The organism is Pseudoalteromonas sp. APC 3691 (genome assembly GCF_030408135.1).
GTDB lineage: Bacteria > Pseudomonadota > Gammaproteobacteria > Enterobacterales > Alteromonadaceae > Pseudoalteromonas.
The window spans coordinates 22,757-40,615 of record NZ_JASDCB010000010.1 but is presented as its reverse complement, the minus strand read 5'-3'; the positions used below and the strand labels follow the sequence as shown (position 1 = coordinate 40,615).

Here is a 17,859-nt window from a genome sequence, read left to right as displayed (position 1 = left end):
ACGTGCGTTAGTGCTGTAAATTATGGCGCTGATTGTTATTATAATCAAAATTATATAAGCACAAGTCAATTGTATGAATGATAAGCTCTCACATTACAAACAGCAAGTTAAGTCCTTTATACGCCAGCAGCCTGGTTGGTGGATGCAGTATTTTAATCGTTGTATAGACGATCAGATAACGGTTAATGCAGGTTACCTTGCTTACGTGACACTTCTGTCGTTAGTGCCATTAATTGCGGTGGGTGTTGCTATATTTTCGGCTTTTCCGGGCTTTGAATCTACTCGCATGGAAATTGAGAGCTTTTTGTTTACCAACTTTGTCCCTACCTCTACCGATGTTATTAGAGAGCACATTAGCTCCTTTGCGGGCAATGCTAATCAAATGACGGCGGTTGGTATTGGTTTTTTAGCGGCCATTGCGTTGCTGTTAATACGCAATGTAGATGCCACATTAAACCGAATTTGGCGAATTAAGAAAAAACGCCCAATGATGATCTCATTTGCTGTGTACTGGATGGTTTTGAGCTTAGGGCCTATGTTGCTCGGAGCTAGTATTGGTGTTACCTCTTACATTGTATCGTTGGTATCGTTTGCAGATCAGGGTATTCCTGGGTTTAGCGGATTTTTGTTAAAGTTATTGCCATACGGGATTTCGATGGTGGGCTTTATTATGCTCTACACCTTAGTGCCTAATACGCGCGTGTCGTTTAGAGCGGCAATACCTGGCGCTTTTTTTGCGGCACTTTTATTTGAGCTGACTAAAAAAGGGTTTGCACTTTATATTAGCCATTTTCCTTCGTACGAAGTTATTTATGGTGCAGTAGCTACCATTCCTATTTTGTTTGTATGGGTGTATTTGTCGTGGGTAGTTGTTTTGCTTGGCGCTGAATTTACAGCGTGCATTAGCCCAAATGATATTCCAGAAACACCTGAGCTTGAACTAGAAGATGATGAACCAGCAATAAAGGACACAGTTTAAATGCAAGGTTTAATACAGCGTGTAAAGCATGCCAAAGTAGAAATTAATAACCAAGTAGTAGGCGAAATTGGCAATGGTATATTGTTGCTATTAGGTGTTGAAAAACACGACGACAAGCAAACGTCCGACAAGCTTTTACACAAAGTAAGTAATTATCGTATTTTTACTGACGAAAACGACAAAATGAACTTAAGCCTTAAAGATATTAAAGGTGAGTTACTTGTGGTTTCGCAATTTACGCTAGCGGCTGACACTAAAAAGGGTATGCGCCCTAGTTTTTCATCTGCGGCAACGCCAAGCCAAGCTAATGAGCTTTACGAGTACTTTGTTGCTCAAGCTAAAGAGTTGGGGCTTACAATAGCCACAGGTGAGTTTGGTGCCGATATGCAAGTAAGCTTGTGTAACGACGGGCCCGTTACGTTTAACTTATCTGTTTAAGCCTATTTTTATGCCTCTTTTTTAGTGATCACGACAATATGATTTACATAGCCCGTAATTTTTTGCGGGCTGACGTTACAACCAAATACATCGAGTAACAGCTGCTGAAGTTGCTTTAATTGCGACTCATGCTGCGATAAAAAGTTAATAAATAGCACGCCGTTGTTATTTAAAGCCGAGTAGATTTTTTTATAAAATGCCTCTTCAAATAAAAATCGAGGTGCATCTATTTGGCTAAATAAATCTAGAATAACCCAATCAACATTTAGCGCACTTTTTAAAACCTGTTGCGCATCGGCGCAAAGCAGTTGCTCATTTTTATTTGACGAAAAAAACTGGGTATAGCAATTAATAATATCGGCGTTTTTTTCAACCGATGTTATTTGTGCTTTAGGGTATTTATGTTGTAGATAATTACGAATTGCTCCACCGCCAAGGCCAAGTTCTAACACATTTTGTGGCGGCTTAAGAGCTTGCCAATGCTTATCTAAGTACAATAAATGCGGAAAAAGTAATAAGCTCGGATTATTTAAATCAACAACAGACTGAAGAGTGTCGTTAATAAGTAACCAGCGTAACTGCTCGTGCTCACGTACTTGAATGTGCTCACCACTGCATTTATGCCAATAGATTAACTGACCAATGCTGTGGCTATTTTCAATAAATCGATCGCTTAGCAAACCAGTCAGTGAATTTATATAATTGATTTTTTCAGTCATATTCTCAGCATAAACTAGCAACGTTAAAGCGCAATGCCCTTTGCTATTATTTTTTACGTTATTTTGCAGGCATCACCAAAGTCGTATTTGCAGTTTTTTTAGGATGGAGTATGGTATTTGCCATAATAATACCAATCAATTTAATTATTTTATTTTTTTAGCTTGGTAGATAATCAATATGATTAGTATAGCGCCGTAGCCTTTTTTGACTTTTATTTGCGGCTTATATAACAAAAGGAGTATGTATGTTTCAGGTAAGCACCCCACAAAGTAGCGAAGATTGGCAAGCGTATTATCAATTGCGTTGGCAGGTATTACGCGCGCCTTGGGGCGAGCCTCGTGGCTCTGAACAAGACGATATGGAACAAGATTCTGAGCATCGCTTTATAAAAAATAAAGAAGGTGAAGTGCTAGGCGTAGCACGTTTGCACTTTAACAATCATGAGCAAGCACAAGTGCGTTATATGGCAGTTGCTGAGGGTAATCGTAACCAGCATATTGGTAGTCGCTTACTGCACGAGCTTGAAAAAATTGCATGGGTTCAAAATGCCGGTGAGCTTGTATTGTTTGCACGCGAACGAGCACTTGAGTTTTATAAGCGCCACGGTTATGAACTAAAAGAAAAAGCGCATTTAGCGTATGGCGATGTTCAACACTTTAAAATGGTAAAGCAAAAGCCATGTGAACCAGGTTGGTTCCGCCACCCTAATTGGACGCAAGTACTACAAAATATATGGCGTGAGTCTATTCCAATTAGTGACGCGATGGGCATTAAGGTAGAAAGCTATACCGATTGGCAATTTACAACCAGTGCCGACCTTGACGCCAACTTAAACCTACATAACACGATGTTTGCAGGGTCTATTTATAGCTTGGCCACGCTAACAGGTTGGGGCGCTACGTACTTAGCACTTAAAGAAGCTGGGCTTGAAGGTAATATTGTATTGGCCGATGCTAACATTAAGTACTTAAAACCGCTTACTACCGACCCACGTGGTTGTGTTGATATACAAACCTGTAAGGGCAAGTTAAGCGATTTAGAAACCGACGGTAAAGCAAGTTACGTAGTGCCAGTAACTATTTACGATGGTGATAACGTGGTTGCAGAATTTGAAGGGCAGTTTGTAGTAAAAAAAATAACTGTTTAGCTGTTCAAAACACAAAAAAGCCAAGCAATGCTTGGCTTTTTTGTGCGTAAAACTTAGGGAAGTATTACAGCAAATCGGTTAATAATATACCGACACCAATACGTTCTACATCCGCATTGTAATCAATTAAGCTTTCGCCATAACCGTTAAAGTATTGTGCATAACCACGAACGCGACCCCATAATGGAAATGACCAGTCGAGTTGAATTGCACCACGGTTTTCTGAATTTAAGTTGTTACGCGTCATGAAGCTAAATTCATGATCGTTAAGACGATATGCACCACTAAATTCAAAATAGCCCATGTATTTGTATATGTCTGGGTTGTCGTCGCCTTTAGCATCAAGTATGTCTTCTTTAGTATCTTCGCTTATGCGATACCAAGGTTTAAAGCTAAAAACAAAACCTCTGTTTTCCCAAATAAAGTCTGCATAAATACGGTTCCACGAACGCGAGTTTGGCTGGCTGCGACCATTTGATTGATGCGAAATACCTAGTGAAATTGCCATTTCGTCGCCCCATAATACGTTTTCTGGGTCGAGGTAGTTTATCCAAAATATTTCTGGTTCGTAGTTGGTTTCACGAAATGGAGAAGAGATTTCTGAGTTATAAAGCTGCCAGTAAGATTGCAGAGTAAAGCCAAAAAATATGGCTTGGTCTTCATCAGAAAAGTCATCATATAGAGGCACTTTGATTGAAAGCTGGTATTTTGCTTCTAGGTTGTCTAGTGGCTCGCCATCGTTATCATCTGTTAATTCGTCAAAACCATCAAAAGGGCGATCGTTTGGGTGTGATACGTACGAAAGCGGTAAAATATAGTTACGCTTATGTGGCGTAATTACGTTTCTATTTTTTTTACCGACTTCTTCTCGAGCTTGGCGTTTATCAAGCGCGGTAAGTTGTTTGTTTTCTTCAAGAGCTGAACACTTTTTACGAAGATCGTCTAATGTCTGTTTACCGTCTCCGCCAATTACTTCATTTAAAATACACTGCTTTACAAGTTCGATGTCGTTATCTTGCTCGTTTGTGGCAACTTCTTCTTGTGCGAAGGTCGCTGTACTTATTAAGGCAGTAAGTGTGATCCAGTGGCGCCAGCTCATTGTAATTCCTTGTGAGTTCGGGTTGTTGTATGCGTTAATTTAATTATAACGTCTTTTTACATATGTAACGGTGAACTTTTACTGAATTTGTATTCACAGCAATCATTATACGTATATAAAGTAAATATAGAACAGAAAAAAAAGCGACCTAGGCCGCTTTTTTAATGCAGATTAATTATTTTAGTTAATTTATACCAATTTTATTAAAAACATGATCATTCTAGCGTATTAAATAACTCACTAACTACGTTAAAAATTATTTATATAGAACAACTATGTACCATAATTTTAGCCTTGTTATTAAGCTATTTCCTTATCGCTATAATAGATCACTAATTTAATGCAATTGGTATTACTCTCAAGCAATGAGAAGGGTGAGCTAAAGCTCAAATATGTTAGTAAAAAACTTATAAAGCTCGGTACCTTGATTAACACTCGCTGAGGCAAAGTGCAAAATAGCAATTGCATCGCAATCAAGAGTAAGTGTTTGCAATGGTTGCTCACTTAAGTAGCGCTCCATGCGTAAAATATTGGCAATAGGCTCACCAGCTTTAATGTGCCCGCCAAGTGGGGCTAAGTATTCAACCATGCCGCCAATAGGGGCGTAATAGGCAAAGTAGTCATCTAAATTACATGCATAACGAGTCATATTAGCTGGCGTATGCGGTGCGTTTTGTAATACGCCTTTGTGATTTAAGTAACTTAAAATGCTGTTTGCATCGTTTAATGCTTCTTTTAAGTCTATTTTTTCTTGGCTGCCTAGCTCTACAGTAAATGCTTCTACAGGTATTGATAATTCGCGACCTTGTCCGCTAAGTGCATCACTTAAATGCCACCATGGGCAAAAGTTAGCTTCATCCATAGCGCCGTCAAAATCACTAGGAATAAGCAATACATGTTCAATATTAAAGTAACGTGCGCTGTCGGTTGCATAGCTTGGGCAGTACAGATGCTTGCTTGAAATAGGGCCTGTGTGTAAATCGAGTACTATATCAGCCTGATGAGCGAGCTTTTGTAAGTTAAGCGCAATGCGTTTACCCGTATTGAGTAAATAAACAGGGCCGTTAAGTTTGCTGTCTACTTCGTCAATAAGTGCCTGTTTGAAGTTACTTTTTAATGTAGCGTCGTCATACTGAGTATGATTTTGTGCAAACTGTGCCACTAAATTTTTATTGTAGTGATACATGCGATTCCAATTAGTGCCCGTAATCGGATCGAACCTGCCAAGGGTAAACTCGCCAGATTTTTGATTACAACCAATCGGATTTGCATAAGGTACAAGGGTAATATCGCCACTAAGGTTAAGGTGTTTTAATTGCTCAAGCAGCTGAAAAATAACTGCGTTACCTTGCACTTCAGCGCCATGCATATTGGCCTGAATGTAAACACTTGGCCCTGTGCCATCACCTTTTAAACGATACACAGGAATTGTAAGTGGTAAGCCGTTTGCAACTTCCCCTACTACAATGTTCTCTTGGCTAATGTGTGTTGTATTACTCATGATTATTACCTTAAGTAGTGGCTGGCATTTTCGGCTTGGCGAACACAGGTAAGTGTACCGTTTTGCAAGGTGTACTCGCCAGCTAGCTCATGGCATAAAAAATACGGCATACTTTCGGTAAAGCCGTAAGCACCGCATTGGCTAAACACTAGCCAGTCGTACTCATTTAAATCGCTTGGTAAGTTATGTTCACCCAAGCAATCAAGCGCTGTACAAAGTGGGCCGTATAAAGTGACCGCTTGAGTTTTTGCACTGGATTCACGCAGTAACGCAGCAGGGAAATCTTGGCTGGTAACAGCAGGGCGTAATAAGTGATTTATACCGCCGCTTAAAATTACTTGTTCTTGATTGTAGTTTTGTTTGCGCTCTACTACTGGGTTTGCGTAATGACCGCATTCGCCAACGGCATAGCGACCAAGTTCCATCCATAGCTCTTCTACACCCGCATCATTTTTAATTTTAGCGAGCGCAGCAATTAAGTCATCCCAATCAAGTGTTGCTTCGTTTTGTGTATAAGGAATACCTAAACCGCCGCCTAAATCGAGAATCTTAAGGCTAATATTTAAATCGCTGGCAAGTTGGCTAAGAGGTGCAATCATTTGTGACCACAAGTCGCTTAGCTTTTGCGTGCTAAGCATGTTGCCCCACTGAAAAATATGCAGGCCGTCAAATTTAAGCGCAGGGTAGTCAGCTACATTGAGTGCTTGCCACTCATCACAACCCAAACCAAATGGGGTAAGGCTGTCGCCACCCAATGGGTTTTTTTCACCTTCAGGCCAGCGCAACTGTACACGTAAAAGTACTTGTAACTGCGTGTTTTGTAGTTGTGCTTGTTGGTTTAACCAACGGACTTGATTGAGGCTTTCGGCTACAAATATACGTACGCCGCGCTCAATAAAGTGTTTAATTTGTTTGGGGCTTTTTGCAGGCCCCGTGTTGAGCACGCGCTGTGAGCTAATACCTTGTGCTAATACTTGCTCAAGCTCACCTTTACTTGCTACGTCAAAATTAAAACCGGCGTTGTCTAAGCTTTGAATAATTTTAGACAGTGGGTTTGCTTTTACGGCGTACCAAAGTTTTACGTCGGTTTGTGCAACTAAACGCGCAAGATGCGTGTTTAGTTTATCTAAGTCGTAAACAAAAAAAGGTGTATCAAGTTGTTGTGTAATAGTATTTACAGCAGTTTTGATAGGCGTGCTCAAAAAGCTCATTATCGTAAAACCTCTTCAAGTAATAATGATGCATCGCTTTGTTCGTCGCGGTATTTGACAATTAACGCACACGACATACTTAGACCTTGCTTACGTGCCCATTCGTTTGACGCAGGACGAGAGCCCGGTATTACAATGGCATATTCAGGAATAGGCTCGCCTTTATCTAGTTGGCGCTCGTTTACGCAGTCGTAAACTGGAATAGTCGCAGATAAACGCACGCCTGGTGCAAGCACTGCGCCTTTTTTAATGACTACACCTTCAACAATAACGCAGCCTGCGCCAATAAATGCATCGTCTTCGACAACTACTGGGCTTGCACCAATTGGCTCAAGTACACCACCAAGCTGCACTGCTGCACTTAAATGTACGTTTTTACCTACTTGTGCACACGAGCCAACTAATGCGTGGCTATCTACCATTGTGCCTTCGTCGATATATGCACCGATGTTTACATACGCTGGTGGCATAATAATCGTGCCTTTAGCAACATAAGCACCACGGCGAACACTAGAGCCACCCGGCACCATACGCACGCCATCATCAGTACTAAACTCTTGTGGAGCTAAGTTGTGTTTATCAACAAAACCGCCTGCAAACTCAGTATTAGTGCCATTTTTAAAGGCTTCTAAAATGCCTTTTTTTACTTCTACGTTAGCTTGCCATTGGCCGCTTTCGTTTTGTGATGCTGCGCGTACTGCGCCCGATTCTAAATTATTTAATAGTTCTAACCAGCTCATTATAAAAACCTGTATTTAATGCCAAGATAAAATGGTGTTGTTTGCAGTTGTGATGCAATCGGTTTGAGTTAACTCAAGGTGTGTTAAAGGTGGACGAAGTTGCGGGCTGCTTAAGCGGCCTTGTAAATGCATCAATACCTTTACGGGAATGGGATTTGCGACAGCAAATAGGCTATTAATGGCACTAGTCCACTGAGCAAATAAATTAGGATGTTGACCACTTAAACTGCGTTTAACAAACTCGTGAGTTTGTGCGGGCCATGCATTTGCAGCTACCGACACTAAGCCTTTTGCACCTGCTTGTGCAAAATAAGGCATTAGCGCATCGTCGCCACTAAAAATAGCTAAATTAGGCGCAGCTTGGCGGTAAGCTTCAAACTGAGCAATGCTGCCGCTCGCTTCTTTTAACGCCCATAAATTTTTATTGTTTTGTAAGTTTTGAATTGTTGCCGTTGGGATGCTAACAGCACTGCGCCCCGGTACGTTATAAAGCATACACGGGTGAGCGCTTGCATTAAGTAGGCTTTCAAACCAATGAGTTTGGCCTATAGCGCCGGGCTTTGCATAAAGGGGTGAGCCAAGTAAAAAGCTATGAATGGGTAGTGTATTACAATAGTTAACCCACTCAATTTGTTGCTTTAAGTTACTACCACCCACAGCAACCATTAATGGTACCGCTGGTTTTAGCTGGCATACGTGTTCAACAATGGCTTGCTGCTCTTCTTGCGTTAGCGCCAAGCCTTCGCCCGTACTACCAAGTAGTAGAATACCGTTATGTGCCGCTTCTTGCTCGCTAACCAGCTTAGTTAACGTGTTGTAGTCAACATCGCCGTGTTGATCAAATGGCGTAACGAGCGCGGTCCACAGTGAGTAGTCGTTTAAATTGAAGTTGTTGATCATCTCTCACGAACTTATAATTTGTACCAATTTTATTAAAAACGTGATCATTTTAGCGATAACTAATTTAATGTAATTGGTATTATTCGAAGAGTTAAAAAGCTTTATGGAAGGAGCCGCATTAACATCGTTCGAACTAATAATTCGAAGAGCGAATGGGCTTAAAATAATAGGGCGCACGGCCTTAATATTTAAGACCAGAAGCTCTCCACCAAACTAATAAGCTGCTTGTTATAAGCAGCTATTGGTGACAGTCGCTAGGGTTCAACCTAGTCGCCCGAAATAAACACTTCGCAAAAGTGATTACTTCTCGGCGTTAATTCCCCTCACGTATGCTCACTGGAGTTTGCGCTCCTAACATACGCTACCTGAATAACGCACCTCTTCTAGCCCTTTGCACCTGTTTATAGAGTAAAACTTACAAACCTGTGCAATTTAAATAGGGTAATTACGGCGATTAAAGCATTTTAGCCGTCTAGGTGTCAAGCGACTAAATACAGATTAATTCATCGAAAAGAGGGGTGGTTACGTATTAGGTGCTTTTCTCGTACACTAGCAATATAAGTAGTGAGGTATTTAATTAGTATGGAAAAATTTAGCGATATTTATAAGCGAGCGGTAGAGCGAAAAGGCTCTGAAAAAATGCTTAAGTTATTACTTGCAAAACCGCTATCTAAAAAACAACTAAGCACGTTAAGTGACGACGATTGGCTTGAAGAATTTACTCGAAAAGTATTTCAAAGCGGCTTTTATTGGTCAGTCATAAATAATAAGTGGGCAGGCTTTAGAGAGGTTTTTTGGGATTTTAGCGTTGATAAGTTATTAATGATGCCACCCGATATGCTGGAACAAAAAGCAACGGATGAGCGAATTGTTCGTAACTATAAAAAAGTAAAAACAATTACCGAAAATGCTTACATGATCCACGAAATAGCACAAGAACATGGCAGTTTTAGCCAGTTTGTCGCTAGTTGGCCAACAGACGATATTATTGGTTTATGGGCGTATTTAAAAAAGCATGGTTCGCGTTTAGGCGGAAATACAGGGCCTTATGCGCTACGAGCACTTGGTAAAGATACTTTTTTACTATCACGCGATGTAGAGAATTATTTGCGTGCTCATAAAATTATAGACGGCGGCTTACAAACCAAAAAATCACTGAGTGCAGCCCAAGCCTTTTTTAATGAAATGCAAAAGCAAAGTGGTTTAAGTATGCAAGAGCTAAGCTTAATTGTGGCCTATGGTGTAGGTGATAACCGCGTGGGTATAAGTCAGCAATAATAGGAATTACCATGAAATTAGTGCCAAGATACACAGATATTGCGGAAAACTTCGCGATTGAAGATTTCCCTGCAAGTGTTGCCTCCCCTCAGTTATTGCTGTGGAACGAGAGCTTAGCAAAACAGTTTAATATTAATGTCGCTGATGATTTACGTGCTAATACTTTTAGCGGTAATGAAAAGCAGGCGATTCCTGCAGTAGCACTTGGTTACTCTGGGCACCAATTTGGACATTTTTCACCACGTTTAGGTGACGGACGAGCCCACTTATTAGGGGCTGTTACTGACAATGAAAACCAGTTATGGGATATTCAATTGAAGGGCTCTGGCGCTACTCCTTATTCAAGAGGGGGTGATGGCCGTTGTGCACTTGGGCCCGCTATTCGTGAATACGTAATGAGCGAAGCAATGCATGCACTAGGCATTAAAACTACCCGATGTTTAGCGGTCGTTGGCAGCGGTGAAACGGTTTATCGTAACCCACCACAAGCAGGCGCAATAGTTACTCGTTTAGCAACCAGTCATATTCGCGTTGGCTCGTTTCAATATTTAGCGACGCAAGGCGATGTTGAAGGGCTTAAAAATTTAGCTGATTTAGCTATAGAGCGACATTATCCAGAAATAACCGACACAGGACCACAGCGCTATTTAGCATTTTTAGGCGCTGTGATTAAAAACCAAGTTAAGCTAGTTGTGAGCTGGATGCGTGTTGGCTTTATTCACGGAGTAATGAATACAGATAATACACTAGTTAGCGGAGAGACCATTGATTACGGTCCGTGTGCCATGATGAATAGCTTTGATTTTGATACCGTATTTAGCTCTATAGACAAACAAGGCCGCTATGCATTCGGTAATCAACCTAATATAGCTAACTGGAACTGCGCACGCTTGGCCGAGAGTTTAATACCACTTATTAATGATGATGACGAGCAGGCTGTTACGTTAATGACGCCATACATTAATAGCTTTGCTGAGCAATTTAATATTGAGTTTACTGCTATGTGGGAACAAAAACTGGGTTTAAATGAATCTAGCTGCAGTGATGGCGAGTTAATCGCAGAGTTGCTAACACTATTAAAAGATAACCAGCTCGATTACACCAATACCTTCGATGCGCTTACTGAATCCTTAAAAGAAGAAACAGTAATACCTGAGTCGCTAATTGAATGGAGAGCTAAGTGGGTAAGCTTAACCGACGATAATAGTTATGAAGTAATGAGAGCGGCAAATCCTCGTGTAATTCCTCGTAATCATGTGATCGAAAAAATAATTGCAGAGTATAATGCTGCAGGGTCTAGTGAGTTGCTACAGCGCTTTATGAGAATAGCGGATAACCCGTATTCTGATGATGAAAAGCTATCAGAGTTTCAGGCTGCACCGATAAATGATAATGATTACCAGACTTTTTGTGGTACTTAACTATTAGAAATCAATGTAACTACATGATTCAAAAGAGTCATTTTTCAACCAAATGTGAGCATATATGTTTGGGAATGCAAGATCAGGTGGTATTATGCGCCGAATTAAAGTGAGGCAATATTTCTGTGCATATACTAAGTGTATTTTATTTAATTGCTTTACATTCCTTGCTCAATACTAATCTACAAAAACTACTATACTTATTTTTCAATAAAGTTTTAATTTCGCCTATAGTAAGTGGTTGTGTGTTGTTACAGGGTATTGAAAAAAGTTATAAACTTTATTTTTCGTTAAGTATTGATTAACAAAGGCTCAGTTAGTCTATATAAAACTGATTGAGCTAGTATTGATTAGCTACAATTTATTAGTTGTTAAAAATGGGAAGAAAACAATGAAATTAAAATCACTTACAATCGCTATCGCGTTGGCTGCAACTAGCGCATCTACATTTGCTGCAGATAAAGAAGAAGGTTTCTACATTGGTGTGTTTGGTGATTACTACGACGCATCTTGGAAAAATTTAAACATGTACCAAGACTTAGAAGTTAATGAGTCTGCAAGTTGGGGTGCTGAAGTTGGTTACCGTTTCAGTGATTACTGGAGCGCACGCCTTGAGTATGCTGACATGGATTTTAACGCATTTTTAGCAGCTCCGATCCCAAATGGTAATCGTGACGATGTTGATGGCGAACGTTACGGTATTGATGCTCTTTACCACTTTGGTGGCGGCCCTTTCTACGGTTTATTCGGTGTTAAGGAAATGCAAGTAGCTACAGATAATACGTTCTTAAATGCAGGTGTTGGTTACCAACATTTCATTACAGATGGCTTATTTGTTAACGCTGAAACATCTGTATACCAAGGTCTTGACCGTGGTTACACTGACGTAGGTGCTAAATTAGGTATTAACTACTTATTTGGTCAGAACTCTTCGCCAGCAGAGCCAGTTCAGGCTGCTCCAGAACCTGTTGCTGCAGCTCCATCAGACAGTGATAACGATGGTGTTATTGACGCTAACGACGAGTGTGCTAACACTCCAATGGTAGATGCTGTTGATGCTAAAGGTTGTACTGTATACGAAGATAAAGAAGTAACTGTAAAGTTATTAGTGACTTTCCCTCATGACGTTGCTGATGTACCAAATAAATTCTTCGATGATATCAAGCAAGTTGCTAATTTCATGAAAGAGAACAGTGAAGTAACTGTAGTATTAGAAGGTCATGCTTCTGCTCCTGGTGATGCAACTTATAACCAATCGCTTTCTGAAAAGCGTGCTAAAGATGTAGCAGCTGAATTATCGAAAGACGGTATTAAAAAATCACGTATTTCTACTATGGGTTACGGCGAAACACGCCTTAAGAACCCAGCAAACACACGTGCTGCAAACGCAGAAAACCGTCGTGTTGAAGCGCAATTGACTACAGTAGAGAAAGTAAAAGTTAAGCGTTAATAGTTATTTATCTATGAAAAACCCAGCTTCGGCTGGGTTTTTTTATGTGTGTATTAAAGTGAGCATATTTATAAACAGTAATGATTCTTACTTAACAAGTATTCATGAAAATAGTTTTTACCACAACCACTATTCATAGTATTTATAATCGGTATAATCAGTTGCGCAACTGGATGGATTTTCATCTATCCATAAAAGCTTTATAATTACGCGTTAGAATACTATAAGTATTGGGTAACTTATTCGCGCCCAAAGCGCTACCGGATACTTTCACGTCACCAAGAGGGCAATATTGTGCTACAAGAATATCGTAAACACGTAGAAGAACGTGCCGCGTTAGGTATCGTACCAGCGCCATTAGATGCTCAGCAAACTGCTGATCTTATTGAATTAATAAAAAACCCACCTGCAGGTGAAGAAGAATTCATTTTAGATTTGTTCATTCAGCGTATACCAGCTGGTGTTGATGATGCTGCTTATATTAAAGCGGGATTTTTAGCAGCTGTAGCTAAAGGTGAAGCTAATTCTCCACTTGTTTCTAAAGAAAAAGCGGCAGAATTATTAGGTACAATGCTGGGCGGTTACAATATCGCGCCAATGATTGACCTACTTGATGACGAAACACTTGCACCAATCGTAGTTAAAGGCCTTTCAAATACATTACTTATGTTTGATGCGTTCTACGATGTTGAAGAAAAAGCAAAAGCGGGTAATACATTCGCTAAGCAAATTATTGAGTCTTGGGCAAATGCGCAGTGGTTTACTAATAAACCAGCTGTTGCTGAAAAGATCTCAGTTACTGTATTTAAAGTAACTGGCGAGACAAATACTGATGACTTATCACCAGCACCAGATGCATGGTCTCGTCCAGATATCCCACTTCATGCTTTAGCAATGCTAAAAATTGAACGTGACGGAATTACACCAGACAAGCCAGGCGAAGTAGGTCCAATCTCTCAGCTTGAAGAATTAAAAACTAAAGGCTTACCACTTGCATATGTAGGTGACGTTGTTGGTACTGGTTCTTCTCGTAAGTCTGCAACTAACTCTGTACTTTGGTTCATGGGCGATGATATCCCGTTCGTACCAAACAAGCGTGTTGGCGGTGTATGTCTAGGTAATAAAATTGCTCCAATCTTCTTCAATACAATGGAAGATTCAGGTGCATTACCAATCGAATTAAATGTTGATGAGCTTAACATGGGTGAGCAAATCGATATTTACCCGTACGAAGGTGTTGTTAAGAGCCACGGTACTGACAAAGTAATCTCAACTTTTGAACTTAAATCTGATGTAATTTTAGATGAAGTTCGTGCTGGTGGTCGTATTCCACTAATTATCGGTCGTGGTTTAACTGATAAAGCGCGTACATCTCTTGGCTTAGGCGCAACTGATATATTTAAGGTACCAACAGCAACAGAAGTTTCTGATAAAGGCTTCACACTAGCGCAAAAAATGGTTGGTAAAGCATGTAACGTTGCAGGTATTCGCCCAGGTCAGTACTGTGAGCCTAAAATGACAACTGTTGGTTCGCAAGATACAACAGGTCCTATGACACGTGATGAACTTAAAGATTTAGCATGTTTAGGTTTCTCTGCAGATTTAACAATGCAGTCATTCTGTCATACATCAGCTTATCCTAAGCCTATCGATGTAAGCACTCACCATACGCTTCCTGATTTCATCATGAACCGTGGCGGTGTTTCACTTCGTCCAGGTGATGGTATTATTCACTCGTGGTTAAACCGTATGTTATTACCAGATACCGTAGGTACTGGTGGTGATTCACATACACGTTTCCCATTAGGTATTTCATTCCCAGCAGGTTCGGGTGCAGTTGCATTCGCAGCAGCAACGGGTGTTATGCCACTTGATATGCCAGAATCTATTTTGGTTCGTTTTAAAGGCGAAATGCAACCAGGTATCACGTTACGTGACCTTGTTCATGCAATCCCTTACTACGGTATCAAACAAGGTTTATTAACAGTTGAGAAAAAAGGTAAAATTAACGAATTCTCTGGTCGCGTACTAGAAATTGAAGGCGTTGAGCACCTAACTGTTGAGCAAGCGTTCGAACTATCAGATGCATCTGCAGAGCGTTCTGCTGCTGGTTGTACTGTTAAGTTATCTAAAGAGTCTATCTCTGAGTACCTTGAGTCTAACATTGTTATGCTTAAGTGGATGATTTCTGAAGGTTACGGCGATGTACGTACGATTGAACGTCGTATTACTGCAATGCAAGATTGGTTAGCTAACCCAGAACTAATGGAAGCTGACGCTGATGCAGAGTACAAGCATATCGTTGAAATTGATTTAGCTGAGATTAAAGAGCCAGTTCTTTGTGCTCCAAATGACCCAGATGATGCGCGTCTTCTTTCTGATGTTGCTGGCGAGAAAATTGATGAAGTATTCATCGGTTCTTGTATGACTAACATTGGTCACTTCCGTGCTGCTGGTAAGTTGCTTGATGGCTTTAAAGGTCAACTTCCTACTCAGCTTTGGGTTGCTCCACCTACTAAGATGGACAAAGATCAACTTACAGAAGAAGGTTACTACGGTATTTTTGGTCGTGTTGGCGCACGTATCGAAACTCCAGGTTGTTCACTATGTATGGGTAACCAAGCACGTGTTGCAGATAAAGCAACGGTTGTGTCTACCTCTACACGTAACTTCCCTAACCGTTTAGGTAATGGCGCGAACGTATTCTTAGCATCATCTGAGCTTGCTGCAATTGCTGCAATCATAGGTAGACTACCTACAGCTGCTGAGTACCAAGAATATGCAGCGAAGATCAATGCAACGGCTTCAGATACATACCGTTACTTGAACTTCCACCGTATGCCTGCTTACACTAAAAAAGCAGACAACGTGATTATTCAACAAGCTGTATAATTTTTAGAGTTTGTTTAAAAACCCGCTTAGGCGGGTTTTTTATTGGCTAAAATAAATATTAGATAGTTCATGCTTCTTTTTTTATATTATTGTATTAAATCTAGTCTCAAGTTACTTTTAAAGTAATTAATAGCGCAAAAATTCCTATAAAAATGCATTAAAATCCTCATCAATATTCTCATTATTTTAGGCGAGATTTTATGACAGCATTAAACAACCAGAATTTACTGCAACTACGTTTTGTTAACCAAGCAAATATTGATTTGATTAAGCCTTCTTTTGATAACCTGCCTGCTAATCCTTATGCAGATGGTGCCTTTCGTAAACGTCGTTACTCAGTAGTTAAAATGCAAAATGGTGAAATAAAGCTACAGCAAGCCAAAGCATTTGTTCAAGACGATTCAATTAATACTTTTCAAGGTAATGTAGAGCGCACTTACGAAAACTTAGAGCAAAGTTTACTTGAGTCAGAGGGCATGAAAAGCATTGTAAATGAGTTTCGCCAACTTACCGGTATTGATGAGCAGCGTGATATTGAAATTCATCAGTTCCGTATGCTTGCCATCGATAGCGATACACCTGCAGCGCCAGAAGGCGTGCATCAAGATGGTTTTGACCATGTATGTATATGCGGTGTTTCTCACGAGAACTTAGAAGGTGGAGAACTGCTTGTATACGAAAACAAGCAAGCTGAGCCTTGTTTTAAAATGGAAATAAAAGACGGCATGTTTGCATTAATAAACGACCGTCAAGTGTGGCATAACGCAACACCTATGAACAAAATTGATGCTAGCAAACCAGGTTACCTGGATTGTTTTGTATTAACGTCTTAAGGAAGTTAGGCATGAACATAACGCAATTACGTGAGCAGTTTCCAGCATTAATGCAGAACGTTGATGGTAAATCGCCAATATTTTTAGACGGACCAGGTGGCTCGCAGGTACCAACATCGGTGCTTACTGCGATGACAGCTTATTTAGGTCATTATAATTCGAACTTAGGTGGCGCGTTTTTTTCAAGTGATAAAACGGTTGAGTTGATGGCGAATGCGCGCCAAGCCGCCGCTGACTTACTTAATGCACCTAGCTCACAACAAATTGTGTTTGGTCCAAACATGACCAGCCTTACGTTTAGTTTTAGCCGTGCAATTTCACGCGACTGGCAGGCTGGCGATGAAATAATTGTAACCAATGCCGATCACTTCTCAAATGTATCGTCGTGGCAACAAGCTGCAGAAGATAAAGACGTTAAAGTTAATACGGCTTTAATTAACGAAGCTGATTGCAGCTTAGATATGGCGCAATTTGAAAGCTTATTAAACAGTAACACTAAGCTTGTAGCGGTTACTTACGCTTCAAATACCACAGGTTCAATTAATAATATTAAACGTATTGTAGAGCTTGCTCACGCTGTAGGTGCACTTGTTTATGTTGATGCCGTACACTATGCACCTCACGAACTTGTTGACGTGCAAGCACTTGATTGTGACTTTTTAGCGTGCTCTGCGTATAAGTTTTTTGGCCCGCATTTAGGTATGGTTTACGGTAAAAAAGAACATTTAGACGGGTTTACGCCTTACAAGGTTGAGCCAGCTAAAGACGTAGCACCAGGTCGTTGGGAAACCGGCACACAAAGCTTTGAAGCTATGGCGGGCTTTATTGCTGCTGTTGATTACATTGCAGCGATTAGCGAACTTGACGATAGCCATTCACGCCGCGAAAAGTTAAGCGTTGCTTTTGCTAAAACTAAGCAGCACGAAATGGCGCTTAGCGAACACTTTTTAACGCGCTTAGTTAATTATCCACGTATTAAGTTATTTGGTATTGATGATTTTGATCGCCTTAATGAGCGTACACCTACTTTTGCTTTAATTTTTGAAGGGCTTGAGCCACGCGCCGTTTCAGAATTTCTAGGTAAGCAGCATATTTGCGTGTGGGATGGTAATTTTTACGCGCAAGGGTTGTGCAAGCAATTAGATGTGCTTGATAAAGGCGGCGTAGTGCGCATTGGTTGTATGCACTACAACACCATTGAAGAGCTAGATCAGTTGTTTAATTTATTTGATGAACTGCTCGGTTAAATA

General features: G+C 40.5%; 15 protein-coding genes and 1 riboswitch. Of the genes, 9 read left to right on the top strand and 6 right to left on the bottom strand.

The features are described 5' to 3' along the window. The first annotated feature begins 73 nt into the window (after positions 1-73). Positions 74-979, top strand: coding sequence for a virulence factor BrkB family protein (locus tag QL998_RS05250; protein ID WP_024600023.1), 906 nt, complete (start codon positions 74-76; stop codon positions 977-979). Then, entirely contained in the window at positions 980-1,417 is a 438-nt protein-coding gene (gene dtd / locus QL998_RS05245) for a D-aminoacyl-tRNA deacylase (RefSeq protein ID WP_024600024.1), read from the top strand. An 8-nt stretch (positions 1,418-1,425) separates the two neighbouring features. Here the strand turns inward: dtd and QL998_RS05240 are convergent, their stop codons facing one another. Continuing rightward, positions 1,426-2,136 carry a fused MFS/spermidine synthase gene (locus QL998_RS05240; RefSeq protein WP_182193749.1) on the bottom strand — a complete coding sequence of 237 codons (711 nt, stop codon included), beginning with the start codon at positions 2,134-2,136 and terminating at the stop codon, positions 1,426-1,428. Positions 2,137-2,381: 245 nt separating this feature from the next. Between QL998_RS05240 and QL998_RS05235 the strand changes: the two genes are divergently transcribed. Beyond that, a complete protein-coding gene (locus QL998_RS05235; protein ID WP_290192271.1) occupies positions 2,382-3,284 on the top strand; it encodes a bifunctional GNAT family N-acetyltransferase/hotdog fold thioesterase in 903 nt (300 codons plus the stop codon). A 64-nt stretch (positions 3,285-3,348) separates the two neighbouring features. On the opposite strand, the gene QL998_RS05230 is transcribed toward QL998_RS05235, so the two are convergent. The 5 genes from QL998_RS05230 to dapA all read right to left on the bottom strand — a co-directional run bounded on the left by QL998_RS05230 (position 3,349) and on the right by dapA (position 8,735). Further along, positions 3,349-4,383 carry a phospholipase A gene (locus QL998_RS05230; RefSeq protein WP_024606524.1) on the bottom strand — a complete coding sequence of 345 codons (1,035 nt, stop codon included), beginning with the start codon at positions 4,381-4,383 and terminating at the stop codon, positions 3,349-3,351. 379 nt (positions 4,384-4,762) lie between these two features. After that, the gene (locus QL998_RS05225; RefSeq protein WP_290192270.1) at positions 4,763-5,884 is read right to left on the bottom strand and encodes a succinylglutamate desuccinylase/aspartoacylase family protein; all 1,122 of its coding nucleotides are present in this window, start codon (positions 5,882-5,884) and stop codon (positions 4,763-4,765) included. A 5-nt stretch (positions 5,885-5,889) separates the two neighbouring features. Beyond that, a complete protein-coding gene (locus QL998_RS05220) occupies positions 5,890-7,095 on the bottom strand; it encodes a PLP-dependent decarboxylase (RefSeq protein WP_290192269.1) in 1,206 nt (401 codons plus the stop codon). Continuing rightward, positions 7,095-7,835, bottom strand: a complete 741-nt coding sequence (locus tag QL998_RS05215) for a 2,3,4,5-tetrahydropyridine-2,6-dicarboxylate N-succinyltransferase (protein WP_024600030.1) — start codon at positions 7,833-7,835, stop codon at positions 7,095-7,097. Before QL998_RS05215 ends, QL998_RS05220 begins: the two co-directional genes overlap by 1 nt. A 15-nt stretch (positions 7,836-7,850) precedes the next feature. Then, on the bottom strand, positions 7,851-8,735 hold the full coding sequence (gene dapA, locus QL998_RS05210; RefSeq protein WP_024606521.1) for a 4-hydroxy-tetrahydrodipicolinate synthase: 885 nt from the start codon (positions 8,733-8,735) through the stop codon (positions 7,851-7,853). A 190-nt stretch (positions 8,736-8,925) separates the two neighbouring features. Beyond that, positions 8,926-9,126: riboswitch (Lysine riboswitch) on the bottom strand. A 191-nt stretch (positions 9,127-9,317) separates the two neighbouring features. On the opposite strand from dapA, the gene QL998_RS05205 reads away from it, so the two are divergent. The 6 genes from QL998_RS05205 (at position 9,318) to QL998_RS05180 (ending at position 17,856) form a co-directional block, all read left to right on the top strand. Continuing rightward, positions 9,318-10,013: a DNA-3-methyladenine glycosylase I gene (locus QL998_RS05205; protein ID WP_024606520.1), complete on the top strand. Its 696-nt coding sequence runs from the start codon at positions 9,318-9,320 to the stop codon at positions 10,011-10,013. A gap of 11 nt (positions 10,014-10,024) precedes the next feature. Continuing rightward, positions 10,025-11,434: a protein adenylyltransferase SelO family protein gene (locus QL998_RS05200; protein ID WP_182193739.1), complete on the top strand. Its 1,410-nt coding sequence runs from the start codon at positions 10,025-10,027 to the stop codon at positions 11,432-11,434. Between the two features lie 391 nt (positions 11,435-11,825). Further along, the gene (locus QL998_RS05195) at positions 11,826-12,884 is read left to right on the top strand and encodes an OmpA family protein (RefSeq protein ID WP_182193737.1); all 1,059 of its coding nucleotides are present in this window, start codon (positions 11,826-11,828) and stop codon (positions 12,882-12,884) included. A 294-nt stretch (positions 12,885-13,178) separates the two neighbouring features. Further along, the gene (acnB, locus tag QL998_RS05190) at positions 13,179-15,776 is read left to right on the top strand and encodes a bifunctional aconitate hydratase 2/2-methylisocitrate dehydratase (RefSeq protein WP_182193735.1); all 2,598 of its coding nucleotides are present in this window, start codon (positions 13,179-13,181) and stop codon (positions 15,774-15,776) included. A 200-nt stretch (positions 15,777-15,976) separates the two neighbouring features. Next, entirely contained in the window at positions 15,977-16,609 is a 633-nt protein-coding gene (locus QL998_RS05185) for a 2OG-Fe dioxygenase family protein (RefSeq protein ID WP_182193733.1), read from the top strand. 11 nt (positions 16,610-16,620) lie between these two features. Then, the gene (locus tag QL998_RS05180) at positions 16,621-17,856 is read left to right on the top strand and encodes a cysteine desulfurase-like protein (RefSeq protein ID WP_182193731.1); all 1,236 of its coding nucleotides are present in this window, start codon (positions 16,621-16,623) and stop codon (positions 17,854-17,856) included. Positions 17,857-17,859: the final 3 nt, after the last annotated feature.